General features: G+C 65.0%; 24 protein-coding genes. 8 read left to right on the top strand and 16 right to left on the bottom strand.

Annotation, left to right across the window (positions count from 1 at the left end; genetic code table 11):
- Nucleotides 1–182 precede the first annotated feature (182 nt).
- The 3 genes from J2X54_RS02060 to J2X54_RS02050 are packed head-to-tail and all read right to left on the bottom strand — an operon-like array spanning nt 183 to nt 3,728.
- On the bottom strand, nt 183–1,109 hold the full coding sequence (locus tag J2X54_RS02060; RefSeq protein WP_070251479.1) for an ABC transporter permease: 927 nt from the start codon (nt 1,107–1,109) through the stop codon (nt 183–185).
- On the bottom strand, nt 1,106–2,191 hold the full coding sequence (locus tag J2X54_RS02055) for an ABC transporter permease (RefSeq protein WP_070251480.1): 1,086 nt from the start codon (nt 2,189–2,191) through the stop codon (nt 1,106–1,108). The genes J2X54_RS02060 and J2X54_RS02055 overlap by 4 nt, the downstream gene beginning before the upstream one ends.
- Complete coding sequence (locus J2X54_RS02050; protein ID WP_310177182.1) at nt 2,178–3,728, bottom strand: ABC transporter ATP-binding protein; 1,551 nt, start codon at nt 3,726–3,728, stop codon at nt 2,178–2,180. The genes J2X54_RS02055 and J2X54_RS02050 overlap by 14 nt, the downstream gene beginning before the upstream one ends.
- 258 nt (nt 3,729–3,986) lie before the next feature.
- On the opposite strand from J2X54_RS02050, the gene J2X54_RS02045 reads away from it, so the two are divergent.
- From J2X54_RS02045 to J2X54_RS02025, 5 genes are all read left to right on the top strand, one after another.
- Entirely contained in the window at nt 3,987–4,700 is a 714-nt protein-coding gene (locus tag J2X54_RS02045) for a GntR family transcriptional regulator (protein WP_310177179.1), read from the top strand.
- Nucleotides 4,701–4,771: 71 nt separating this feature from the next.
- Nucleotides 4,772–5,638 (top strand): outer envelope protein, encoded by an 867-nt coding sequence (locus J2X54_RS02040; protein ID WP_310177177.1) that lies wholly within the window; start codon nt 4,772–4,774, stop codon nt 5,636–5,638.
- 21 nt (nt 5,639–5,659) lie between these two features.
- The gene (locus J2X54_RS02035; protein WP_070251485.1) at nt 5,660–6,739 is read left to right on the top strand and encodes a BMP family ABC transporter substrate-binding protein; all 1,080 of its coding nucleotides are present in this window, start codon (nt 5,660–5,662) and stop codon (nt 6,737–6,739) included.
- 10 nt (nt 6,740–6,749) lie between these two features.
- Complete coding sequence (locus tag J2X54_RS02030) at nt 6,750–7,244, top strand: nucleoside deaminase (RefSeq protein ID WP_310177174.1); 495 nt, start codon at nt 6,750–6,752, stop codon at nt 7,242–7,244.
- A 159-nt stretch (nt 7,245–7,403) separates the two neighbouring features.
- Nucleotides 7,404–7,838, top strand: a complete 435-nt coding sequence (locus J2X54_RS02025; RefSeq protein WP_310177170.1) for an EF-hand domain-containing protein — start codon at nt 7,404–7,406, stop codon at nt 7,836–7,838.
- Here the strand turns inward: J2X54_RS02025 and J2X54_RS02020 are convergent, their stop codons facing one another.
- The 5 genes from J2X54_RS02020 to J2X54_RS02000 form a co-directional block, all read right to left on the bottom strand.
- The gene (locus J2X54_RS02020) at nt 7,839–9,038 is read right to left on the bottom strand and encodes a hybrid sensor histidine kinase/response regulator (protein ID WP_070251487.1); all 1,200 of its coding nucleotides are present in this window, start codon (nt 9,036–9,038) and stop codon (nt 7,839–7,841) included.
- A complete protein-coding gene (locus J2X54_RS02015) occupies nt 9,038–9,661 on the bottom strand; it encodes a chemotaxis protein CheB (RefSeq protein ID WP_310177167.1) in 624 nt (207 codons plus the stop codon). The genes J2X54_RS02020 and J2X54_RS02015 overlap by 1 nt, the downstream gene beginning before the upstream one ends.
- A gap of 2 nt (nt 9,662–9,663) precedes the next feature.
- A complete protein-coding gene (locus J2X54_RS02010; protein ID WP_070251490.1) occupies nt 9,664–10,479 on the bottom strand; it encodes a protein-glutamate O-methyltransferase CheR in 816 nt (271 codons plus the stop codon).
- A gap of 1 nt (nt 10,480) precedes the next feature.
- Nucleotides 10,481–14,041: a response regulator gene (locus tag J2X54_RS02005; protein WP_310177163.1), complete on the bottom strand. Its 3,561-nt coding sequence runs from the start codon at nt 14,039–14,041 to the stop codon at nt 10,481–10,483.
- A 107-nt stretch (nt 14,042–14,148) separates the two neighbouring features.
- The gene (locus tag J2X54_RS02000; RefSeq protein ID WP_310177160.1) at nt 14,149–14,907 is read right to left on the bottom strand and encodes a TauD/TfdA family dioxygenase; all 759 of its coding nucleotides are present in this window, start codon (nt 14,905–14,907) and stop codon (nt 14,149–14,151) included.
- Nucleotides 14,908–15,012: 105 nt separating this feature from the next.
- Between J2X54_RS02000 and J2X54_RS01995 the strand changes: the two genes are divergently transcribed.
- The 3 genes from J2X54_RS01995 to J2X54_RS01985 all read left to right on the top strand — a co-directional run bounded on the left by J2X54_RS01995 (nt 15,013) and on the right by J2X54_RS01985 (nt 17,265).
- Nucleotides 15,013–15,915, top strand: a complete 903-nt coding sequence (locus J2X54_RS01995; protein WP_310177157.1) for a LysR family transcriptional regulator — start codon at nt 15,013–15,015, stop codon at nt 15,913–15,915.
- Between the two features lie 73 nt (nt 15,916–15,988).
- Nucleotides 15,989–16,606, top strand: a complete 618-nt coding sequence (locus J2X54_RS01990; RefSeq protein ID WP_070251498.1) for a TetR/AcrR family transcriptional regulator — start codon at nt 15,989–15,991, stop codon at nt 16,604–16,606.
- 26 nt (nt 16,607–16,632) lie between these two features.
- Entirely contained in the window at nt 16,633–17,265 is a 633-nt protein-coding gene (locus J2X54_RS01985; RefSeq protein WP_310177154.1) for a cytochrome b/b6 domain-containing protein, read from the top strand.
- Here J2X54_RS01985 and J2X54_RS01980 read toward each other — a convergent pair.
- From J2X54_RS01980 to J2X54_RS01945, 8 genes are all read right to left on the bottom strand, one after another.
- Entirely contained in the window at nt 17,234–18,589 is a 1,356-nt protein-coding gene (locus J2X54_RS01980; protein ID WP_071651686.1) for a cytochrome c, read from the bottom strand. The genes J2X54_RS01985 and J2X54_RS01980 overlap by 32 nt on opposite strands.
- Nucleotides 18,590–18,598: 9 nt before the next feature.
- Entirely contained in the window at nt 18,599–20,374 is a 1,776-nt protein-coding gene (locus J2X54_RS01975; protein WP_070251500.1) for a GMC family oxidoreductase, read from the bottom strand.
- 24 nt (nt 20,375–20,398) lie between these two features.
- Nucleotides 20,399–21,127 carry a gluconate 2-dehydrogenase subunit 3 family protein gene (locus tag J2X54_RS01970; protein WP_310177150.1) on the bottom strand — a complete coding sequence of 243 codons (729 nt, stop codon included), beginning with the start codon at nt 21,125–21,127 and terminating at the stop codon, nt 20,399–20,401.
- A gap of 10 nt (nt 21,128–21,137) precedes the next feature.
- A complete protein-coding gene (locus tag J2X54_RS01965) occupies nt 21,138–21,827 on the bottom strand; it encodes a response regulator (protein WP_310177148.1) in 690 nt (229 codons plus the stop codon).
- Entirely contained in the window at nt 21,824–23,245 is a 1,422-nt protein-coding gene (locus tag J2X54_RS01960) for an ATP-binding protein (RefSeq protein WP_310177146.1), read from the bottom strand. The genes J2X54_RS01965 and J2X54_RS01960 overlap by 4 nt, the downstream gene beginning before the upstream one ends.
- A 110-nt stretch (nt 23,246–23,355) precedes the next feature.
- Nucleotides 23,356–23,820, bottom strand: a complete 465-nt coding sequence (locus tag J2X54_RS01955) for a cupin domain-containing protein (protein WP_310177144.1) — start codon at nt 23,818–23,820, stop codon at nt 23,356–23,358.
- Between the two features lie 43 nt (nt 23,821–23,863).
- Nucleotides 23,864–24,391: a thioredoxin family protein gene (locus J2X54_RS01950; protein ID WP_310177142.1), complete on the bottom strand. Its 528-nt coding sequence runs from the start codon at nt 24,389–24,391 to the stop codon at nt 23,864–23,866.
- 11 nt (nt 24,392–24,402) lie between these two features.
- The gene (locus J2X54_RS01945; protein WP_310177141.1) at nt 24,403–25,089 is read right to left on the bottom strand and encodes a cytochrome c biogenesis CcdA family protein; all 687 of its coding nucleotides are present in this window, start codon (nt 25,087–25,089) and stop codon (nt 24,403–24,405) included.
- Nucleotides 25,090–25,172: the final 83 nt, after the last annotated feature.

Genomic DNA, 25,172 nt, shown 5'->3' with positions numbered 1-25,172 from the left:
CTCGGTAGCTAGCTTGTTCTGGATGGGAAAAATGTTAACGACTTATGAGAGCAAGAAGGCGGACCGGGGGTTGGGGCGCGCCACAGGACTTGGCCTGAGAACGCAGGATAAAAGTTTTCGGTATTGCGAAATCTCACCAATTGTCGCAATACCGGGATTTATTGCAGTAATACAACGACTAATCAGTCCGCTTTGAAGTTTTGACCGAGCGACATTGGCTTATTCAACAAGATTGTCTGCGGATTGCGGCAGATAATCACCAGTACCACGATGGTCGCGACATAGGGCAGCATCGACAGGAATTCCGACGGAATCGCCAGCCCCATGCCCTGGCCGTGAAATTGCAGCACCGTCACGCCGCCGAACAGGTAGGCCCCCACCAGCACGCCGCGCGGCTTCCAGGTCGCAAACACCACCTGCGCCAGCGCAATCCAGCCGCGCCCGGCTGTCATGCCCTCCACCCACATCGGCGTCAACGCCAGCGACAGGTAGGCGCCGCCCAGGCCGGCCATGGCGCCGCCGAACAGCACCGTGCCATAGCGCAGCGCGATCACGTTGAAGCCGATCGCGTGGGCGCTGTGCGGCGACTCGCCCACCGCGCGGATCACCAGGCCCAGGCGGGTACGCGCCAGCATCGAGCCAATGATGACCACCAGCGCCACCGAGGCATAGACCATGGCGTCGAACCGGAACAGCAACGGCCCGACAAATGGCAGATCGGACAGCAGCGGAATGTCGAGGTGGGGCATGCGCTCGACGGTCTGGCCCACAAAACTGCGCCCGAGGAAGGCCGAGACGCCGATGCCGAACAAGGTCAGCGCCAGCCCGGTGGCCACCTGGTTGGTTTGCAGCGTGAGCACCAGGAAGCCGAACACCAGCGCCATCAACATGCCGGCCACCATCGCCGCCAACAGCCCCAGCACCATGCTGCCGGTACCGAGCGTGACGCCGAAACCGACCACGGCGCCGACCAGCATCATGCCCTCCATGCCGAGGTTGAGCACCCCGGAGCGCTCGGTCACCAGCTCGCCCATCGAGGCCACCACCAGCGGGGTGGCAGCGCCGGCGGTGCTGGCCAGAAAGGCGATCAACAGTTCGGTGGTCATCATGCTGGCACTCCGGGGGTTTTATGCGGGCGCTTGTGCGGCTTCAAGCGATAATGGATGAACAGGTCGGCCGCCAGCAGGTAGAACAGCAGCAGCCCCTGGAACACGCCGGTAATCGCCGACGGCGCGCCCAGCTCGATCTGCGCGGTCTCGCCGCCGATGTACAGCAGCGACATCAACAGCGCCGACAGCACCACGCCCAGCGGGTGCAGCCGCCCCACGTAGGCGACGATGATGGCGGCAAAACCGTAGCCGGGCGACACCGACGGCTGCAACTGGCCCAGCGGCCCGGCCACTTCGCCCACGCCGGCCACGCCGGCGAGCGCGCCGCTGACCATGAAGGCGAGCCACACGTTGCGCGGCTCGGAAAAGCCGGCATACAGCGCGGCCGCCGGCGCCATGCCGCTTACCTGCATGCGGTAGCCGGCAAAGGTATGGCGGCAGAAAAACCATGCAGCACCGGCCGCCACCAGCGACAGGATGAACGCCGCGTTCAGGCGCAAGCCATCGACGAGCAGCGGCAAGGTCGCCGATGCGCTGAACATTTTCGACTGCGGAAAATTGAAACCGTCCGGGTCGCGCATCGGCCCGTGCACCAGGTAGCTGAGCAAGTGGTACGCCACGTACACCAGCATCAGGCTCACCAGGATTTCGCTGGTGTTAAAGCGCGTGCGCAGCAGCGCGGGTATCGCCGCCCACAGCATGCCGCCCACGGCGCCGGCCAGTATCATCAAAGGCAGCACCCACCACGCCTCCACCTCGTGGAACTGCAGCGCCACGGCGCCAGCGGCGATCGCGCCCACCGTCAACTGGCCGTCGGCGCCGATGTTGTTGACGTTGGCGCGAAAGCCGATGGCCAGGCCCACGCCGCACAGGATCAACGGTGTGGCTTTCAACAGCAGCTCGCCCACGCCGTACAGGGTGGTCCACGGCTTGATGAAGTACACGTAAAACGCGTGCAGCGGCGCCTGGCCGATGAACAGGAACAGCAGCGAGCCGGTGGCCAGCATGGCCACTGCCGCGATCAGCGGCGAAGCGAGCATCATGCGCCGCGAAGGTTCTGGACGTTTTTCAAGCCGGGACATTCTGCGCTCCTTGATAGTTGAAGTCACCGCTCATCCACACGCCGACTTCGTTGATGCTGGTATCTGCCACAGGCACCGCGCGCGACAGGCGGCCGTCGGCCAGTACGGCGATGCGGTCGCTGAGCATGAACAGTTCCTCGATTTCTTCCGACAGCACCAGCACCGCCACGCCGGCGTTGCGCATGTCGATGATGGCCTGGCGGATCAGCATGGCCGCACCGATATCGACGCCCCACGTGGGCTGGGCAAAGATCATCACTTTCGGTGACAGCATGATCTCGCGGCCGACGATGAACTTTTGCAGGTTGCCACCCGACAGGCTGGCAGCGGCAGACCGCTCGCCGCCGCACTTGACCTTGAAGCGCTCGATGACGTCGCGCGCAAAGGCGGCAACCGCGCCCCGTTTGACGATGCCGCGTTGAACCATGCCGGTGGCCGGTGGTACATAGCCGGTCAGCAGCGCGTTATCGGCCAGCGACAGGTCGGGCACGGCGCCGCGTCCGAGCCGTTCCTCCGGTACGAAGCCCATGCCGCGCTGGCGCCGCTGCGCCGCGTCGAGCGCCCCCACGTCCTGGCCGAACATTTGAATGGTTCCCTGGCGCCGTCCCAGTGGCCGCTCGCCCGAAATGGCTTTCAGCAGTTCCTGCTGGCCGTTGCCGGAAATGCCGGCGATGCCAACGATCTCGCCCGCGCGCAGCGCCAGGCTGATGTCTTTCAGGCGCGTGCCGAACGGATCGCCGCTGTCGATATCGAGCGCATCGAGGTGCAGCACCACGTTGCCCGGCTGCTGCGGCACACTCACGCATACGGGCAGCTCGCGGCCGATCATCAGCTCGGCCAGCGACCGTGCACTTTCCTGCTTCGGCAGCGCGGTGCCGGATACGCGCCCGCCGCGCAGTACGGTGGCCTTGTCGCACAGGGTTTGAATTTCGTCGAGCTTGTGGCTGATGTAGACGATGCTCACGCCCTCGGCCGCCAGCCGCCGCAGCGACTCGAACAGTTTCAATACCGCGTCGGGCGTCAAGACCGACGTCGGCTCGTCCATGATCAGGAGCTTGGGCGACTGCAGCAGGCAGCGCACGATTTCCACGCGCTGGCGCTCGCCCACCGACATGCTGTGCACCAGCCGCGCCGGATCGAGCGGCAGACCATATTGTTCCGAGACAGCGCGGATGCGCGGCGCCAGCGCGGCCGGCGAGCGGTCCTGGCCCGGCGTGTCGTCCAGCGCCAGCGCGATGTTCTCGGCCACGGTCAGCGTTTCGAACAGCGCGAAGTGCTGGAACACCATGCCGATGCCGAGCTTGCGCGCATCGTGCGGCGAGTTGATATGCACTTGCCGGCCTTCCCACATGATCTGGCCGTCGTCGGGTTTGACCACGCCGTAGATGATCTTCATCAGCGTGCTCTTGCCGGCGCCGTTCTCACCGAGCACGGCGTGGATTTCGCCCGGCATCACGGTGAGATTGACGTCGGCGTTGGCCACCACCGAGGGATAGATCTTGGAGATGCCCAGCATCTGCAAGCGCGGTTCAGTCATCTGCCGGTCCTTTATCGTATACAAATTGGATACACGTCGAATACCTGAACAGACGCAATTAACATGCCACCGCTACCTCGTACTGCGCATGCCGCTTGAGCGTGCGCCCTGCACTAAAGCGGGATGCAAAGCTCCCCAAAAGCGTGCGGGTGGATGCAAAAACAAAGTGGTTTCGTACACAATCGTGCGGCGTTTTTGGGGCTGCCGCTAGCACGCTTCCTGCTTTACACGGCTAGCACTACTCTATGGAGCCCCACCATGCCCGACCCGCGCCCAGCCGATCCAGCTGCCGTCAAACGCGGTACCACCGCGATCGACATGCGTATCTACAAGGCGGTTGTCACTGCCGTGATGAGCCACCGCCTGCCGCCCGGCACCCACCTGGGCGAAGCCGATTTCTGCGAACTCTATCAAGTGAGCCGCACCACCGTGCGCAAGGCGCTGCAACGGCTGGCGCATGACCACATCATCGAGCTGCGGCCCAATCGCGGCGCGGTGATCGCCTCGCCCACGCCGCAGGAGGCGCGCGAGATTTTCGCCGCCCGCCGCGCGCTGGAAAGAGAGATCGTGCCGCTGGTGATACGCCATGCCACGCCCGAATCACTGAAGCAGATCCGCGCCGCGCTGGCAGCCGAAGACACGGCGCGCCGCAGCGGCGACCGCGCTGCCTGGATACGCCTGGGCGGCGAGTTCCACCTGCTGCTGGCGCGCCTGGCCGGCAACCACGTGCTGCTGCGCTTCATGGGCGAGCTGGTGTCGCGCTGCTCGCTGATCATCGCGCTCTACGAAACCCCGGGCAGCGCCATGTGCGAGAACGACGAACACCAGGACCTGGCCACCCTGATCGAACAGGGCAAAGTCAACCAGGCGATCCACCTGATCGAGCACCACCTGCTGGCGATCGAAGCGCGCCTGCACCTGGCGGGCCAGGACCGCAAGGTGAACCTGGCGCAGGCGCTCAAGGGACTATGAACCCTGGCCTGATCCTTGCTAAAGAGGTAGGCAGGAAAGCAACCTGCCTTTTACTTCACCGGAGCCCGCACATGCCACGTCGTTCACGTCTGATCCGCTGCACCGCAGTTCTCGCAGTCCTTGCCGCCGGCGCTGTCGGTACCACCCACGCAGCCGACTGGAGCGACACGTCGCTCAGCTACCGCTACGGCACCAAGTTTGCCGAGCCGTTCAACGAGAACGACATTACCAAGAACATCGTCAACTTCAGCCACGCTTCCGGCTACAAGTACGGCAAGAACTTCTTCAGTGTCGATTTGCTGATGTCGTCCAATCTCGATCCTTCGTCGGCCGGTTCCAACAGCGGCGCCCACGAGGCGTACGCGGTGTACCGCCACACGCTGGACTTCGGCAAGATCGCCGGCAAGAGCTACGCCTTCGGTCCGGTACGCGGCGTGGGCGCCACCGCCGGCTTCGACTACAACAGCAAGACCGACGCCGGCTACAACTCCAAGAAGCGCATGGTGGTCGCTGGCCCGACGTTGATGCTCGACGTGCCCGGTTTCCTCGACGTGAGCCTGCTGGCGATCTGGGAGTCGAACGCGCCATACAGCACCTTCACCAACCAGGCCACGCCGCGCTACTCGTACAAGACCCACGCCATGCTGACCGGCGCCTGGGCCATCCCGTTCGACTTCGGCCTGCCGCTGAGCTTTGAAGGCTATGCCAACTTCATCACCGCCAAGGGCAAGAACGAATTCGGCGGCGGCACCGCGCCGGAAACCAATATCGACATGCAGATCATGTACGACATGAGCGGCGCCGTCGGCGCGGGCGAGAACACCTTCAAGGTCGGCGTCGAGTACCAGTACTGGAAGAACAAGTTCGGCAACCCGGACCGCAACAACAACGGCGCCACCGCCCGCACGCCGATGGTCCGCGCCGAATATCACTTTTAATTTACCCTTCGAGGAAGACGCATGATGAATCGCCGCACCGTATTGACCGCCATCGCCGCCGCCTGCACCCTGGCCGCCGCCATCCCGTCGTTCGCCGCCGAGCCGTTGAAGGTGGGTTTTGTCTACGTGGGCCCGGTCGGCGACGCCGGCTGGACCTACGCCCACGACCAGGGCCGCCTGGCGCTGGAAAAAGCCCTGGGCGCGCAAGTGAAAACCACCTTCGTGGAAAACGTGCCGGAAGGCGCCGACTCCGAACGCGTGATCCGCAAGCTGGTCGCCGAAGGCAACAAGCTGATTTTCACCACGTCGTTCGGCTACATGAACGCCACCGAAAAAGTGGCCAGGTCGGCGCCCGGCGTGACCTTCATCCACGCCACCGGCTTCAAACGCGCCAAGAACCTGGCCACGTACGAATCGCGCTTGTACGAAGGCTCTTACCTGAACGGCATCCTGGCCGGCAAGATGACCAAGTCGAACACGCTCGGCTTCGTCGCCTCGTTCCCGGTGCCGGAAGTGATCCGCAACATCAACGCGTTTACGCTCGGTGCGCAAAGCGTGAACCCGAAAATCAAGACCAAGGTGATCTGGGTGAACTCGTGGTACGACCCGGCCAAGGAACGCCAGGCGGCAGAGACCCTGGTGGCGCAAGGCGCGGACGTGATGGCGCAAAACACCGACTCGCCGGCCACGCTGCAAGTGGCGCAGGAAAAAGGCGTGTACGCGTTCGGCTGGGATTCCGACATGTCGCGCTTCGCCCCCAAGGCGCATCTCACCGCCGCCACCAACGACTGGTCGGGCTATTACATCGACGCGGCCAAGGCGGTGATTGCCGGCACCTGGAAGACCAGCGACTACCGCGGCGGCCTGAAGGAAGGCATGGTCAAGATGTCGAAGCTGAACGCGGTGGTGCCGGCTGACGCGGCCAAGCTCTACGAGGAGAAAAAGGCTGCGCTTACCGCCGGCACGTTTGCCCCGTTCACCGGCCCGATCAAGGATCAAACGGGCGCCATCAAGTACGCCGCCGGCGTGCGTGCGCCGGAAAAAGACGTGATCTCGATGAACTTCTACGTGCAGGGCGTCGATGGCAAGATTCCAAAGTAAGGAGCACACCATGACCGCCATCGCCACCGCCCAGGACCACGCTTTTCTGACCGAAGTACTGGCGCTGGCGCAGCGCTCGCGCGACGAGGGCCACCATCCGTTTGCCGCCATGGTGGTGGCGGCGGACGGCACGGTGATTTCGTCGGCGATGAACGCATCGTCGTCCGACCGCACCGCGCACGCCGAGATGAACGCGCTGCGTCTCGCTTCGCAACAGTACGGCCCGGCCGAACTGGCCACGGCCACGCTGTACGCCAACGCCGAACCGTGCGCCATGTGCAGTGGCGGCACCTACTGGAGCGGCGTCGGGCGAGTCGTGTACGCGCTGTCGGAAGCGAGCCTGCTACAACTGACCGGTAGCGATCCCGAAAATCCGACCCTGGCGCTGCCGTGTCGGACCGTGTTCGCAGCCGGCCAGCGCCCGACCGAGGTGATCGGGCCGCTGCGCGAGGACGAGGCGCGGCTGGCGCATGCGGGGTTCTGGAAGAACCCGGAAAATGATTAATTAGACAAGGTTGTTGCTCTGAAGTGATGTATTGGGGCCACAACCGTGGCCGGCAGGCGCGCGCGTTCGCCGGCCACAACGACTTCAATTGCTAATTTGTCTTAATCGGATCACAGTATCACCCTGAACCAGGCATCACGCGATGCGGGGGAGATAACTATGACGACATTACAACTACTAGCCGCCACAGCGGCGACGGTCGGCAGCCTGTCCATGGCGCCGGCACAGGCCCAGACACCACCTGCCGACATGGCCGTGCACATGACGGCCAAGGCAGCCGTGTCCACGCCCTATTCCGATGCCTATGTGCGGCGTTCAATGCGTCAGCCCAAGCGTGATGCCGGTCCAGCGGCAGCGTCGGGCGCCGCGCCGATCTTGCTGCGCCTGCAGCCGATGCAGAATCTCAAGAAGCGCTTCACCGATGCCGACCTCGATCACAGCGGCACCCTGAACCGCGAAGAAGCGCACCAGGCCGGGCTGTCGGTGGTCGAGAAAAACTTCGACAACATCGACACCGCCCAGCGCGGCCACGTCACCATCGACGACCTCAACGCCTACCTGGTCCGCCGCCGCGAAGAAGCCAATTCCCGGTAATCAGATTGGTGGCGCGTCCGAGCGTGGCAAGGCGAGCGTGAAGACTGCGCCCTCGCCCGGCACGCTGCGCACGGTCAGGCTGCCCTGGTGCACCTCGGCCAGTTCGCGCGAGATGTACAGGCCCAGGCCCAGGCCGGACGGCACTTCGTTGCCCACGCCGCGCTCGTACGGTTCGAAAATTTTCTGTTGCAGCTCGGGTGCGATGCCCGGGCCCTGATCGCGTACCTCGACCAGCACCTGCTCTTCCTGCACCGTCAGCACGACCGACACCGGCATCTGGGCGCCGTAGCGCATGGCGTTGGTGAGCAGGTTGACGACGATCTGCTCGATGCGGAACTCGTCCCACCAGCCCGACACCGGCGTGCCGGCATCGAGGCCGATGCTGCAGCCGGCGGTCGACGCTTGCGGCGTCAGGTCATGCACGACCCGCCGCAGCAAGCCCGACATTTCCACCCAGCCCGGCCGCAGCGACAATTTGCCGGACCGGATGCGCGAAACGTCGAGCATGTCGTCGATCAGGCGGATGATGCTCTGGATCTGGCGGTCGTCGCGCGCGACCATGCGCTGCAACTGCTCGGCGCCGAAGGCCGCCATGTTGCCGCGCTCGAGCTGCATCTTGCGCAACTGGGTTTCCAGGTACAGGGTGTTGAGCGGGGTACGCATCTCGTGCGAGACCATCGACATGAATTCGTCGCGCATGGCCAGCGCGCGCTGCAACTGCCCTTGCGCCACGTTCAGTTCGGCCAGCATGGCTTCCTGTGCCTGGCGTGCCTGTTCCAGTGCCAGTACCTGGCGCCGCATGGCTTCGCGCTGTTCCCACAGCGCCACGAACACCTCGACCTTGCCGCGCACGGCGCGCGAATCGAGCGGCTTGTACAGCACATCGACCGCGCCGGCCTCGTAGCCCTTGAACGAGTAATTGAGTTCCTTGCCGGCGGCGGTGACGAAGACGATCGGGATTTGCCGGGTTTTCTCGGTGCCGCGCATCAGTTCGGCCAGCTCGAAGCCGTCCATGCCCGGCATCTGCACGTCGAGAAAGGCCATGGCAAAGTCGTGCTGGAGCAGCAGCGCCAGCGCTTCTTCACCGGAGCCGGCCTGGAAGATCTCGCGGCCCGGGCCCCGGATCACGGCGTTCAGGGCTTGCAGGTTTTCCGGCAGATCGTCGACGATCAGCAGTTTGGTCGGTTGCTCGGCTTGCATCAGTTCTTCTCCAGCTTCAACAGCAATGTATGGATCGCATCCAGCGGCAGCACCAGGTCGGGGCGGCGCACGCGGATCGCTTCCTGCGGCATGGTGGCCACTTCGGCATCTTGAGGGTCTTGCACGACAGTGAGGCCGCCGGCGCGGCCGATGGCCTCCATGCCTGCGGCGCCATCGTGGTTGGCCCCGGTCAGTAATACGCCCAGCAGGGCCGGCCCGTAGGCATCGGCCGCCGACTCCATCAGGATGTCGATCGACGGGCGGGCAAAATTGCGCGGCGCTTCGCAGCTCAGGGAAAAGCAGTAATCCGACTCGACAGACAAATGGTAGCCGGAACCGGCAAAGTACAGCGTCCCGGACGCCAGCGTTTCCTTGTCGGCCGCCTCGCGCACCGGCAGCGCCATGCGCTGGGCAAACACGTCGGCAAGCTGGCTCTGGCGGTTTTCCGGCACGTGCAGCACCGCCACCACGGCCGGCGCATACTGTTTCGGCAAACCCGGCAGCAGCTTGAGCAGCGCCCCAACGCCGCCGGCCGACGCGCCGATCACCACCGCCGCAATGCGGGTGCGATGGCTGGCCAGGACAGCGTCGATGGCGGTGAGGGCAAGAGCAGCGTCGAGCATGATCAGCGCTTGCGGAACAGCCGTTCGCGCTTGACGATCGGCTCGAAGGCGGGACCGTAGGCGGAAAAGTCGATGCTCTCCTTGCTGCCCAGTCCCAAAAAGCCGCGGTGGCACAGCGACTCGTGGAACAGGCCGAAGGCGCGCTCCTGCAATTTCTTCTTAAAGTAGATCATCACGTTGCGGCAGCTGATCAAGTGGGTTTCGGCAAACACCGCGTCGGTGGCCAGGCTGTGGTCGGCAAAGGTGACGTTCTCGCACAGCGCGCCGTCGAACAGGGCGGCGTTGTAGGCGGCCGTGTAGTAATCGGAAAAACTGCGGGTGCCGCCGGCGGCCTGGTAGTTGGCCGTGTACTCGCGCATGGCGTCGAGCGGGAACACGCCTTTGCGCGCTTTTTCCAGCGACTGCGGATTGATGTCGGTGGCGTAGATCATGCTGCGCTCGAGCAGGCCCTCTTCCTTGAGCAGGATCGCCATCGAATACACTTCTTCGCCGGTGCTGCTGCCGGCGATCCAGATCTTCAGCGACGGGTACGTGCGCAGCACCGGCATCACCTGTTCGCGCAGCGCCAGCCAGTAGCTGGGGTCGCGGAACATCGACGTCACCGGGATGGTCAGGTATTGCAGCAGCTGGCTGAAGGCGGCCGGTTCGTGCATGATGCGCGCCTGCAGCGCCGAGATGGTTTCACAGTCCATGTCGCGCATCGCATGCAGCACGCGGCGCTTTTGCGAAGCGCCCGTGTAGTCGCGGAAATCATAGCTGTACTTCATGTAGATGGCTTCCATCAACACTTTGATTTCGATGTCGGTGTCGGTGTGCATCTCAGGTCCGTTCGCCGTTGGGCATCCACACGCGCAACAGCGAGTACAGGCGCGACAAATCGATCGGCTTGGCCAAGTAGTCGCTGGCGCCGGCGGCCAGGCATTGCTCCTGGTCGTCCTTCATGGCTTTGGCGGTAATGGCGATGATCGGCAGGCGCTCGAAGCGGGCGTCGGCGCGGATGCGGCGCGTCGCCTCCAGGCCGTCCATGCCCGGCATCATCACGTCCATCAGCACCAGGTCGATGTCCGGGTTGGCGTCCATCTTCTCGATCGCTTCGAAGCCGTTGCGGCCCACTTCCACCAGCACGCCCTTCTGTTCAAGCGCGCTGGTGAGCGCAAAGATGTTGCGCACGTCGTCATCGACCAGCAGGATGCGCCGGCCCTCGAACACGCGGTCGCGCGAGCGCACCGTGCGCAGCATGGTCTGGCGCTCGGACGACAGGTCCGCCTCCACCTTGTGCAGGAATAGCGTGACTTCGTCGAGCAGGCGCTCCGGCGACCGGGCGCCCTTGATGATGATCGAGCGCGAATACTTGTGCAGGTCGGCTTCTTCCGCGCGCGACAGGTTGCGGCCCGTGTACACGATCACCGGCGGGAAGGCGGCCAGCTGCTCTCCTGCCATTTTTTGCAGCAGCTCGTTGCCCTGCATGTCCGGCAGTTTCAGGTCGATGATCATGCAGTCGTAGATGGTCGTGCGCAGCAGCGCCAGCGCTTCTTCGCCGGTGCCGACCGCGACGATTTCGACGTCATCGTCCGAGATCAGCTGCACCACGCTGTCGCGCTGGCGGTCGTCGTCTTCCACCAGCAGCACGCGCTTGATCTTTTGCGTGAGCTTGGTTTCGATCAGGCGGAACACGTCCACCAGCTGGTCGCGCGTGGCCGGTTTCAAGGCGTAGCCGATGGCGCCCAGGTGCAGCGCGGCTTCGCCGTTCTCGCTGCCGGAGACCACGTGCACCGGGATGTGGCGGGTGGTGGCGTCGTCTTTCAGCAGTTGCAGCACCGACAGGCCGGAGCGGTCGGGCAGGCGGATATCGAGCAGCACCGCGTCCGGGCGGTACTGGCGCGCCAGTTCCAGGCCCTCGTCGGCGTGGAAGGCCACCAGGCAGCGGTACTGCTTTTCGTGCGCCAGGTCGTACAGGATGCGGGCGAAGTTGGCGTCGTCCTCGATCACCAGCACGGTGCGACGGCTGGCGACGCCGTGGGGCACGGCGTCGATCTCGTCGCGGTCGTCCTCGAACGGGCGCACGCGCGGTGGCGGCGGCTCGGTTGGCGCTGCGGCCGGCTTCGGCGCCATCGCCTTCCATGGCGCGGCAGCTGGAACGGACACTGGCTGCAGCACCGCGGGAGCATGGGTATGACCGTCTGCATCGAGCTCGGCCGGCGCGCTGGCGCTGCCCAGGCGCGGACCGGCCTCGGGCGCGGTAAACGCCAGCGGCATGGTCAGGGTGAAGCAGCTGCCTTGTCCCACTTCGGATGCCAGGCTGATGCTGCCGCCCAGCAGATGCGCCAGGTCGCGCGAAATCGACAGGCCCAGGCCGGTGCCGCCGTACTTGCGGCTGGTGGTGCCGTCGGCCTGCTGGAAGGCGTTGAAGATGCCGAGCTGGTCTTCCGGGCGGATGCCGATGCCGGTGTCGTGCACCGAGAATGCCACGGCGTCGCTGCCCACGCGCTCGAGGCTCAGCGTGATCTGGCCGGTGCTGGTGAACTTGAGCGCATTCGACAGCAGGTTTTTCAGGATCTGCTCGAGGCGCTGGCGGTCGGAGACCATGTGCGGCGGCACGTCGTCGGCCACCTGCACCTGGAACGCCAGTTTCTTTTGCTGGGCCAGCGGCTCGAACACCATGCCCATGCCTTCGGCCACGTGGCGCAGCGACAGCTGCTCGGGCACCAGTTCCAGCTTGCCGGCCTCCACCTTGGAGATGTCGAGAATGTCGTTGATCAGGTTGAGCAGGTCGTTGCCGGCCGAATAAATGGTGTTGGCGAAGCGCACCTGCTCGTCGTTGAGGTTGCCGAGGCTATTTTCCGACAGCAGCTTGGCCAGGATCAGCGAGCTGTTCAACGGCGTGCGCAGCTCGTGCGACATATTCGCCAGGAACTGCGATTTATACTGGCTGGCGCGCTCGAGTTCGGCGGCGCGGTCTTCCAGGTCCTGCTGCGCCTGCGTGAGGGCGGCGTTTTTCTGGTCGAGCGCCTGGCCCTGCTCGGCCAGCTGTTCGTTGGTCTGTTCGAGTTCGGCTTTCTGGTTTTCCAGGCTCGCTTGCGATTCTTCCAGCACGCGCGATTGCTCTTCCAGTTCCTCGTTGGCGGTGCGCAGTTCTTCCTGCTGCACTTGCAGTTCTTCGTTCAGCTGCTGGGTTTCGGCCAGCACTTCCTGCAGACGCTGGCGCGAATGACTGGCTTCGATGGCGTTGCCGATATTGCCCTTGACCAGGTTGAGGAAATCGACGTCGCGGGTAGTGATTGGGCGCAGCAGGCCCAGTTCCACCACGCCATTGATCACGCCGTCGTTGTCGAGCGGGGCCAGCATCACGCTGGCGGCCGGACCGGTGCCCAGGCCCGAGCTGACCTGGATGTAATCGACCGGCACCTGGTCGAGGCGGATCAGGCGCCGTTCCAGCGCCGCCTGCGCCACCAGCGTTTCGGACGGATGCATTTTCTGTTCGCGTGCGTCCCACTCGGCCGAGAAGCCGTACGACGCTACCCGGTGGAAGCTGCCGTCCGGTGCGCGCAGGTACAGCGCGCCGACGACGACGTCCATGTAGCGCGCCAAAAATTGCAGCAGCGCTGACGACAGTTGCGGCAGCGCCATCTGGCCGATGCCCTGCTGGGCCAGCTCGCTCTGGCCGGTGCGCAGCCACGCCTGCTGTTGCAGCAGGTCGGCGTGCTCGGTGTGCTGCAACAGGACGTCGTTGTAGACGCGGGACAGGCCCAGCAGCTCGCGGCGGCCAAACCAGGCCAGCGCGCCGCCCACGCCCAAGGTCAGCAGCAGGTACACGGCCGCCACCACGATGGTGACGGTGCGCGCGGTATCGTTGCGCTCCTGGCGCATGCGTGCTTCGGTGCTGATGAAGGCGTCGAGCAGGCGGCGGATCTCGTCGAACTGGGTTTTGCCACGCGCGGTTTTGACCGGCCCGGTGACGTCGCCGTTGGCCGCCCGTATCGCGACCATTTCTTGCGCATACTTGTCCCAGCCGGCGTGCTGGGCCTGGATATTGCGCAGCCGGTCCACCTGGGCCGGGTTGTCTTCCACCAGTTGCAGCAAGGTCTCGATGCTGGCCTTGACCTTGGGCTTGGACAGCACGTACGGTTCCAGGAACGCCTCGTCGCCGGCCAGCAGGTAACCGCGCATGCCGGTTTCCATGTCGACCATCTGCTTGCTGATCTCGTTGGCGCTGCCGATTACCCGTTCGCTGTGTTCGACCCAGTTCATGGTCGTGATCAAATAGATCAGCAACACGACAAATACGCCGGCGCTGACAACGCCGGACGCCAGCGGCAAGGTGATGTTGCGGGCAAGGATGCGGCGGAACGACTGGTCGTCCATCGACGATTTGTTAGGCATGATGCGGACCAAGATATCTTGTGAAGCGAGAAGTTTATCGCATTTACAAGCTTGATAAGGCAGCCCGCCAATCGTGCGGCAGAGAAATAACTGCCGCACGATTGTTACTATTGCCAGATCACCCCATCGGCGCGCACCGTGGTGCGGTTGAGGATGCGCCGGCTGTCACCCGTCAGCGGTGTGGCCTTGTGGGCGACCCGCAAATTATCGGCCACCACCACGTCGCCGGGCAGCCAGTGATGGCGGTAGCTGGCGCCGGGGCGCGAATAGTGGCGGTCGATCGCAGCCATCACTTCGCGCGACTGTGCGCTGTTGTAGCCGAGCACGCCAGCGGTCAGGCCCACGTTCAGGTACAGGGCCGGCACGTCGGTGTGCGGATGGCGCAGCACCAGCGGGTGCACCACGCCGTTGCGGTGGGCGGTCGTCAAGGCGTCGAATTCCGCGCGGATTTCGTCGTTGAGCTCGGCGTAGGCCTGCTGCAAGTCGGTAAACAGCGTATCGCCGCCCTGGTCCGATTGCACCACCGTGTACCAGAAACTGACCGGGGTCGGATCGTCGCGGAACGAGCCGTCCGAGTGCCAGTAGCGGCCCACCTCGACGTGGCCGTCCTCGGGCCGGCTGGCCACGCGGAAGATTTCCGGCACGCCCGGTAATTGTCCGCGCACGGTGGGAAACACTTCCAGCGTGCCGAACAGGCGGGTGGCGGCCAGTTGCTGCTCGGGCGCCAGGGTCTGGCCGCGGATCACCAGCAAGCCGTGCTCGACCAGAGCGGCGCGCAGGTCGCGGCCCATGGCGGGGTTGGCGTCGCGCAGGTCCAGCCCTTCGATGGTGGCGCCGAATCCTTCAGTATGTGCAGTGAGTTTCATATGGCCTCCTCAGCCGTGAATGGTTGAAACCACTATAGATCGGCTGGGCAGTGCTGATAATATGGGCGCCATCGCATACACCTTTGCGCACTGCGCAACGCCACCATGGATCGCTTCGCCGAACTCAACGCTTTCAGCCTGGTCGCCAGTCACGGCGGCTTTTCCGCCGCCGCCCGCCAGCTCGGTGTGGCCACCTCGTCGGTCACGCGCCTGGTCGATGCGCTCGAACAGCGCCTGGGCGCGCCACTGCTGAACCGCTCTACCCGCAGCATCACGCTCACCGACAGTGGCCGCACCTATCTCGAGCACGCCAACCAGATCCTGGCCGCGCTGGCCGAGGCCGACGATGCGGCCGGCGGCGGCGATGGCGAACCGCAGGGCCTGCTGCGGGTGGCAGCACCGGTCACGCTGGCGATCCGCTACCTGGCGCCCTTGCTGCCCGGCCTGGCCGAACGCTACCCGCGCCTGCGGCTCGACCTGCGCCTGGCAGACAGCGTGACCCACCTGGTCGATGAAGCGATCGACGTGGCGATCCGCATTGGCAGCCCGCCGCAACAGCCGAACCTGATCGCACGCAAGCTGGCCGGCCACCGCCGTCACATCGTGGCCAGCCCCGCCTATCTGGCGCACCATGGCACGCCGGGCACGCCGCAGGACCTGGCCGCCCACAACTGCCTGCAATTCGCCTACGGCGCCAGCCGCCACAGCTGGCACTTGCGCAGCGCGGACGAAACGGTGGAAGTGGAAGTGACCGGCACGCTCACGGTCAACAACAGCGAACTGCTGCGCCTGGCGGCCTGCGATGGCCTGGGCCTGGCGCTGCTGCCGGCCTGGCTCGTGCAAAGCGACCTCGACAGCGGCGCCCTGCTGGCCGTGCTGCCCGGGCACGAAGCCAACCCGGGCCAGATGGACATCGGCATCTACGCCGTGTACCCGGCCAGCCGGCGCGGTTCGGCCAAGATCCGCTTGCTGATCGACTTGCTGCAGGCGGCGTTGCCGGATGAGTAGCACAGTGGACTGGCATTGATTGACATACGCAGCGTATGCTAATAATATACGCTGCGTATGTAAAAGGATTGCCATGACCGCCCTCCCCCGTCGCACCCGTGCCGACATGATCGAAGCAACCCGCGCCAGGCTGATCGCCACGGCGCGCCGCGCGTTTGCCGAACAGGGCTATGCCCAGACCTCGATGGACCAGTTTACCGCTGCCGCTGGCCTCACGCGCGGCGCGCTGTACCACCACTTCGGCAGCAAGGAGAAATTGCTGCTGGCGGTGATCGACCAGCTCGAAGCTGAAGTGGCCGTGCAACTGCAGGCCAAAGCCGACGCCGCGCCCACGCCCTGGCTGGCGCTGCGTGCGCGCTGTTGCGGTTACCTGGAACTGGCGCGGGTGCCGGAGCTGCGCCGCATTATCTTGCAGGATGCCCGCGCCATGTTCGGCGACGTACCGCAGGTCCATCAAAGCGCCGGCGTTGCCGTGCTCGAACGCGAACTGCAGGCACTGATCGACGCCGGCACGGCGGCGCCCGGCCACGCCGGCGTGCTGGCGCGCATGTTGTACGGCGCAGTGACGGAGGCGGCGTTCTGGATCGCCGAAGCATCCGGCGACGGTGCTGACGATGCCAATGCCGAGGTCCGCCTGGCAGTGTCGATTGCCAGCCTCGACCAACTGTTGCGCGGCCTGCTGGCGCGCTGACCTTCTCACCTTCGAAAGACCCCACCATGCAATGGCAAGGCACACCCCACCGCTTTGGCGCGCTCGCCAAGTTGTTCCACTGGACCAGCGCGGCTGCCTTCATCGGCGCGTACATCGTGGTCTATTACGTGATCTGGTTCATGGATGACGAGCAGCCGGAAAGCCTGGTCGTGCTCAATGTGCACTGGATGCTGGGCATCCTGGTCGGCGCGCTGGTGCTGCCGCGCCTGCTGTGGAAACTGCTCGATGTGCAGCCCGACGATGCGCCGGGATCAAAGCTCGAGCACCAGCTCGCGCGCCTGGCGCACTGGGGCTTGTATGCGCTGCTGATCGTGATGCCGCTGACCGGCTATGTCGGCACCAGCATGGCGACTGACTTCGGCCTGTTCAGCGTGCCGTCGTTTCGCGATACCGGCTTGTTCCACTGGATGACGGCGACGTTCGGCCTGACCTGGGAAGGATTCGAAGCGCCGGTGGACATGGTCCACCATGTCGTGGGCAAATGGGTGGCGTGGGTGGTGGTGGTGCTGCACGTGGTGGCAGCGCTGTTCCACCACCTGGTGCGCAAGGACCAGGTGCTGGTCCGCATGCTGCCCGGGCAGCAGCAAGGACCAGCCCCGCTAGCGCTTAATGCGCGGCAGCGACAGGCTCGGCCTTGATCTGCTTGCGCAGCCTGGCCACCTCGCCCGCACTGACCGCCGACGCCTGGTTACCCCAGTTCTGGCGCACGAAGGTGACCAGTTGCGCGGTCTCCTCGTCCGACAGGCGCCAGGCAAAGCCCGGCATGCCCAGGTTCGATGGCGCGGCCTGGGTTGACGGCAGCGTACTGCCTTCCAGGATCAACTTGATCAGCGACGTCGCATCGTCCGACAGCACGCTCGGGTTGCCGGCCAGCGCAGGGAATACCTTGCCGTTCGATTTGGCGTCGGTGCGGTGGCAGGCCGCGCAGTTGTCGAGGTACAACTGGGCGCCACGGCCGTCTTCACGGCCAGACTTCAGTGCCAAGGCGGTGACGTTGCTCTCCTTGTACGCCGCCTTTTCAGCCGGTCCCGCCGACAACGACTTCAGGTAGGCGGCCATGGCCGTCAAGTCCTCTTTGGTCATGTGCTGGGTGCTGTGCGACACCACTTCCGCCATCGGCGTGCCCACCACGGCCGAGTGGTCGTTGCGCGCTTTCGACAGCGTATCGACGATGTCCTGCTCGCTCCAGCGACCGAGGCCGCCAGCGGGATTGCTACGCAGGTTGACCGCCAGCCAGCCATCGATCACCGGACCGCCGGACAGGTACGCCGGGCTCGATTCGTCCTGCGCCAGCTCCTGCATGGTCGAGGCGCGCGGCGTGTGGCAAGCGCCGCAGTGACCGAGGCCCTGCACCAGGTAGGCGCCGCGCGCCAGCATCGCGCTCTCGTACTTGTTCAGCACCAAGGGTGCTACCGGCGGCGCGTACATCTTGCGCCAGATTGCCAGCGGGAAGTTCAGCGACAGCGGCCAGCGGATGTCGCTGGCGCGGTTGGCGTTCGCTACCGGCGCCACGCCGTGCATGAAGTACGCGTACAGCGCACGCAGGTCGTCGTCGCTGATCTTGGCGTAGGACGGATACGGCATGGCCGGATACAGCGTGCCGCCGTTGGGCGTGATGCCGTGGCGCACCGCGCGGTCGAAATCGTCGAGGCTGTAGTTGCCGATGCCGGTCGCCTTGTCGGGCGTGATGTTGGTGCTGTACAAGGCGCCAATCGGGGTGGCCATCGACAGGCCGCCGGCAAACTGCTTGCCGTCGGGCGCCGTGTGGCAGGCGATACAGTCGCCGGCGGTGGCGATGTACTTGCCCTTCTCGATCAGCTGGGCGCTTGGCGCGGCCAGATTGACGGCGCCGGGACCGATGTTCCTGGTCGGCGTCGCTTGCGAGGCGTACATATACGCGCCGCCCACGCCGATCACGGCCAGGCCGACGGCAGCGATTAAAACTTTTTTCACAGTGTTCATGCGCACTCCTTAAGCCTGGACCAGCGGGCCGGGGTTCTTCAAATACAGCTCGCGGATGGCCGTGGCGGCCCAGTACGTCAACGCGCCGACCATGCCGGTCGGGTTGTAGCCGTTGTTTTGCGGGAAGGCGTTGGCGCCAGGCGCAAACACGTTCGACACGTCCCACGACTGCAAATAACGGTTCAGCGCCGACGTCTTCGGATCGCTGCCCATGATGGCGCCGCCGCACGTGTGGGTGGACTGGTACTGGGTGATGTTGTAGTGCGAGCCGTCTTTCTTGGCGTCGCCCTTCATCGCTTTCGGGCCCAGCACCTTGCACATGTCGGTGGCTTTTTCCACCAGGTATTGCGACGCCTTGATTTCGTTATCGTGCCAGTCGAAGGTCATGCGCAGCAGCGGACGGCCGAAGGCGTCCTTGTAGGTCGGGTCGAGATCGAGGTAGGCATCGTCGTACGACATGCACGAGCCTTGCACCTCGTAGTAGAACGAATGCAGGAACGAATCCTTGACGCCCTTTTTCCAGGCGCTGCCCCAGTTCGGTACGCCCGGCTCGGTCTGGATGCCGCGCACCGGACCGGCGCCCGGCTGGCGCGCCCAGATGATGCCGCCGCCGATGTAGCCGGTCTTGGCGCTGTCGTTGCGGTTGCCGTTCAAATCGTCGAACGTGGCGCCGCCGCCGCCGATGCCGATGAAGCCGTTGGCATGCACGCTCTGGTCGTAGAACATCACCACGCGGTTGAGGTTCTGGTACGAGTAGTTGCGGCCCACGGTGCCGGTCCTGGTAGCCGGATCGTACGGCTTGCCGATGCCCGACACCAGCATCATGTGCACATTGAACAGCGAGAAAGCGCACAGCAGCACCAGGTCGGCCGGCTGTTCGGTCTCGCGGCCCTGGGCGTCGAGGTAGGTCACGCCGGTAGCTTTTTTCTTGTCGCCGGTGAGGTTCACTTTCAGCACTTGCGCCAGCGTGCGCATTTCGAAATTCTTGCGCCCTTTGAGGACCGGGAAGATGCAGATGTTCGGGCTGGCTTTCGAATAATTGAGGCAGCCGTAATCGGAGCAGAAACCGCAGGCGTTGCACGGACCCATCTGGCAGCCGTACGGATTGGTGTATACGCCAGAGGCGTTCGATGCCGGGATCGGGAACGCGTGGTAGCCCTTCTCCTTGGCTGCTTTATAAAACCACTCGGCGCCCAGATAGTTGGGGTTCGGTCCCAGCGGATACTCTTTCTTGCGCGAGCCTTCGAACGGGTTGCCCCCTTCGCTGACCTGGCCGTTGAGCATACCGGCCTTGCCGGACGTGCCGCACACGTATTCGAAGTGCTCGAAGTGCGGTTCCAGCTCGTCGTAGCTGACCGGGAAATCCTGCACCGTCATGTTGGCGGGGATGAATTTCTTGCCATAGCGCTGCTCGAGATTGCTGCGCACGGTGAAGTCTTCGGGCAAGGCGCGGAAGTGCGCGCCCGACCAGTGCGAACCGGCGCCGCCGACACCGGTGCCGGGCTTGAACGAACCCATCTGGCGATACGGCACGGCAACATCATTGACGCTGTGGCGGGCAGTGACGGTTTCCTTGGCCAGCGATTGCAGGTACTTGCGGTGGACCGAGCCCTCGAGCTCATCGACCACGCGCGGGTAGGCGAAGTCCGGTTGCGTATCGCGGTCCGGACCGCGTTCGAGGATGACGACCGACAGGCCGGCATCGGTGAGTTCCTTGGCCATGATGGCGCCGGTCCAGCCGGCGCCGACGATGACGGCGTCTACTTTGTTTTTTACGATGCTCATGTTTTTCCTTGTATTCCCACGCAACTAAGCCCGACGGCCGGAGAGGTCCACCGGACCTATCGGATACGGCTTGTCGCGCACTTCGACCCAGTCGAGGTAATCGGCGCGCATGCCGGGGTAGCCGATCATTTTCCAGGCGCCCATGTTCTTGTTGCCGCCGTGCTTGGGGTCGGCAAAATAGCCGTTGCGCACTTCGGTCAGCAGGTTGGAGAAGAACAGCTTGGACGAGATATCCTCGAACTTGAGCTCGCCCTTTTCAGCAGCTTTCAGCAAGTCTTCCTGCGCCTTCTTGTCCAGGTCGCCGAATACCTTGCCCGGGTTCTGGCTGGTAACGTAACCGTCGAATGCCCTGATGCCCACGCGGATAATGTCGCGCAGCGCCAGCTTGCCCTGGTAGCCGAACTCGGGCGCGGCCTTCAGGTACGGGCCCTGCATGTACCAGATGTCGCCTGCCGCGTACGGGGTTTGCATGTGGCGGTCGAGAAATTCGAGCACGCCCGATTCGATGGCGCCGGGGCCGTGTTCGTCGTGCGGGATCAGGCGGTCGACTGCGGCGCCCAGGAACTTCCATTCATTGGCGTTGAAGAACGACGGGATGTAGTCGTTCGGCTTGCCTTCCGGCGCGTTGGCATCGGCCGCGTGCGCCGGTTGCAGCGCGCGCACGGCGCCGGCAGCACCGGCCACCCCCATCGGGATGAATACCATGCTCTTGATCAGACTACGCCGCGACCGCGACTGGGTGTCGTCAGACATTTGCTTTCTCCTAGTTGTAAATGACGGGCGACGCACTGCGCGCCTCCCACCGATAACCGACCCCGTAGACGGCTGAAATCGCTTCAGCCAGGCCAGCTTCCTCCAGCTTGCGGCGCAGGTTTTTTACGTGCGTGTCGATCGTGCGGTCATGCACGATGCGCCGGTCCTCGTACACGCCGCTGCGCAAGTCATCGCGTGACATGGCTCTACCGGGCGCGTCGCGCAACATTTTGAGCAGGCGGAATTCCACCGGCGTGAGCGGCAGCTCGGCGCCGTGCCAAAAGGCGCGCACGCCCTGCTCGTCGATCTGCAAGCCCGGCTTGGGGCTACCAGCGGGACGGCGGCGCAGCACCGCGCGCACGCGGGCCACCACTTCGCGCGGGCTGAAGGGCTTGCAGATGTAATCGTCGGCGCCGCCGTCGAGGCCGTCCAGGCGGTCCTCCTCCTGGGCGCGCGCGGTCATCATGATGATCGGGATGTCGCTCGACGCCCGCAGCGCGCGGCACAAGGTCAAGCCGTCAATGCCGGGCAACATCCAGTCGAGCAGGATCAGGTCGACGTCGCCGGCGGCCACCGTGGCCTGTACCGCCAGGCCGTCGTGCTGGGCCGTCGCGCGGTAGCCGGCCGCCTGCAAGTAGCTGACCAGCAGCCGCGCCAGGCGCAGCTCGTCTTCGACCACCAGCACGTGCTGGGCGCTCATGGTTGCTTCTCCGCCAGCGGCAGCGCGATGGTGATGCACAGGCCGCCCGGCGTGGCGTGCGTCGCGGTGATGTCGCCGCCGTGGGCGGTGACGATGCTGCGGCAGATCGATAGCCCCAAACCGCTGCCGCCGGTGGCGCGGGTACGGGCCGTGTCGCCGCGCCAGAAGCGTTCGAACAGCATCGGCAGCGCAGCGTCGGAGACGCCGTGGCCGTTGTCGGTGATGGTGAGCAGCGCCTGCTGGCGCAGTACGTGCAGCGCAATGCGCAGTTCGGTCGCGCCGTCGGCGTGGCGCAGCGCGTTGTTGAACAGGTTGCGCAGCAGCTGGCGCAGGCGGATCGTGTCACCCTCCACCATCAGGTGCGGCAGCATCCCTGCCTGGACGGTCATGCCGGCGTGCGCCAGCGGCTCGCGCCATTTGGTCAGTTCGCTCTCGAGCAGGCCGCCCAGGTCGAGCGGCTCGCGCTGGTAACCAAAAGCACCCACTTCGGACAGGGTAATCTGGCGCATGTCGTCGACCAGCCGGGTCAGCGTGGCCACTTCGTCCTGCAGCAACACCACGCTGGCGGTGTTGGTAGGTTCGATGCCGTCTTCCATCGCTTCCAGCTGGGCCTGCAGCACGGACAAGGGCGTGCGCAACTCGTGCGACAGGTCGGCCATGAAATGGCGGCGCAGCACCTCGTTGCTCTCGAGGGTGGCGGCCATGATGTTGAAGTTGTGCGCCAGCGTGCCCAGCTCGTCGCGCTGGCCGCGCGGCACCCGCACCGCGTAGTCGCCAGCGGCCACCTTGGACGCGGCATGGATCAGGCGCCGCGTGGGCGCGACGAAGCTGCGCGCCAGCAGCAAGGCGGCCAGGGCGGCCAGCACCAGCGTGGCCAGGCCGATCAGCACGCTGTCGCGCTGCTGCTGCAACAGAAAGCCTTGCTCCGCTTCCTCCTGCAAGCCGCGCAGCGGCGCGCCGACCAGGGTGGCGACCGGCACGCCCTCGACCAGCACCGGCTGGTAGCGCAAGGACGGTCCCGTTTGCAGGTTGCCGGCCAGGTGGTTGCCCTGCATGTCGAACAGGCCGAGCCGGCGCGGCGCCTTGTCGGGCACGGCGTAATAGATCGAGTTGCCGCCGGCATCGGTATCGTTGCTGTCGCGTGGCGCGGTGGCGCGTTCGCGGCCGATGGCGCCGGTGGTGCGTTCCCAGGCGGCGCGGTTGCCGCGCATGAACTGCCAGTTGCCGCCATGTTCCTGGTAGGCCTGGGCCAGTTCTTCGGCCATGGCCTCCATGCGGCGCGATTCGACCTCGTTCAGGTAGCCCTGGAAGCCGCGCTGAAAACTCCAGCGCGTGCCGAAGCCGACGCCAACCGCCGTGAGCAGGCTGACAATCAACAGCGACAAAAACAGACGAGCGGTAATACCGATTTTAACCATCGGTATATTTAGCCACGCGCGACCGCGCACAACAAGACCGCACGAACAATTGCGAATGATTCTTCACAGAAACTTCACAATTGTGTGGCCGATTGGTCACCGCCCCACATTCACTGGTCGAGGATGACGATCGGCTGGTCCTTCTCCACCAGGTACGTGGCCAGCTCGGATGTGACGCCGGTGCCGATATTTTTCGCCGAGTGCACGGCGCCGGCAGGAATGTATAGCGACTGGCCCGCGCGCAGGCGGATGATCTTGCCGCCCATCTCGTATTCGATCTCCCCGCTGAGCACGTAGGCGATTTCCACGCCCGGGTGCGAGTGCTTGGGGAATGACGCGCCGGGACGGAAGTCCACCCGCACCTGGATCGCCTGGCGCGTGCTGTCGAATGCCTGGCGCACGGTCTCGGTCCGGGCGATGCCTTGAGCGTCAAAAGCGGGCGCTGGCAGCGCCGCAGCGTGACTGTGACCGTGATCGTGGTCAGGCGCTTGCGCCAGGGCGGGGGCCGGGGCGGCGGCGCTGGCGAAGCAGGCGGCGGCGATGGCGGTGACAGCGGTTTTCAGCAGAGCATTCATGATTTTTCCTTGGGTGAGTAAATTGGGCGGTTGAGGCGAGCGCTCAACCAGGTTCGGCCAGCAGCGCGCGGATGGTCTTCTCGGTTTCTGCATAGGCGCCCTCGCCGAAATGTTGATAAACGATCTGGCCGCGCTTGTTGACCAGGTACACCGCCGGCCAATAGCGGTTGTTATAGGCCTGCCAGGTCTGGTAGCCGTTGTCCTGCGCCACCGGGTAAGTGATGCCGAAGCGCGTGATGGCAGCCTGCACGTTGGCGGTGGACCGCTCGACCGGGTACTCGGGCGTGTGCACGCCGACCACGACCAGTCCCTGGTCGCGGTACCGCGCGTGCCAGGCCTGCACATGCGGCAGCGTGCGGATGCAGTGGATGCAGGTGTAGGTCCAGAAATCGACCAGCACCACCTTGCCGCGCAGCTGCGCGATCGACAGCGGGGGCGAGTTGAGCCAGCGGTCGATGCCGGCCAACGCAGGAGCGGGCTGCGGCGGCACCGGCGCGGCGTGGGCGCCAGTGGCGGACAGCGCAGCAGCGGCGAGTACGAGGGCAGGCACGAGGTTGAGGAGATAGCGCACGGTAAATCCTTTCAAGGGGAAACGAGGTTGGCAAGGCGGGCATACAGCAAGGCGTCGTACTGGAAATGAAACAGCAAGGCAGTAGCCACGATCAGCACGCCGAAGCCCTGCTGCAGGCGGTCGGTATAGCGCGCCACGACCGCGATGCGGCTGCGTGCCCAGCGCCCGCCGTAGGCGATCGCCAGCATGGGGATGGCGGCACCGCATGCATACAGCAGCAGCAAGGTGGCCGACCAGGTCACATCCGGCGCGGTGGCCACCAGCACCAGGATCGAGGCGAGCACCAGACCGGCGCACGGGGTCCAGACCGCGCCCAGCGACATGCCCAGCAGCAGCGCGCCGATGGCGCCGGTGCGGTCATGCGGTCTGCTGTCCGGCAATAGCCCGGTGATATGGCGCAGCAGCCAGGCATAGGGTGCGCGCCACAACATGGCCAGGCCGGCCAGCAGCAGGATGGCAATGCCGAGCTGGCGCACCGTTTCGTGCGCCGTGACGAGGTGGCGCGACGCGCCGGCCAGCAGCATCCCCAGTCCCGCAAACGCCAGCACGAAGCCGGCCACGATCAGCAACGGACGGCTGCGGCTGCCCTGGTTGAGGGTGGCGCCCAGTACGATGGGCAGGATGGGCAGCACGCACGGCGAGGCGATGGTCAGTACGCCGCCAGTGAGCGCCAGTGCGGCGTCGATCGATTCAGTCATGAGTCCTCCGTTTGGAAGACCGTATTTGACCGCGCCAGCGTATCTGGCCTGTGTCGGCCAGCGGCCTTTTTGCATGCCCGTGT

Source organism: Duganella sp. 3397, assembly GCF_031456625.1.
Lineage (GTDB): Bacteria > Pseudomonadota > Gammaproteobacteria > Burkholderiales > Burkholderiaceae_D > Rugamonas > Rugamonas phyllosphaerae.
This window is presented reverse-complemented; position numbering and strand designations above follow the sequence as displayed.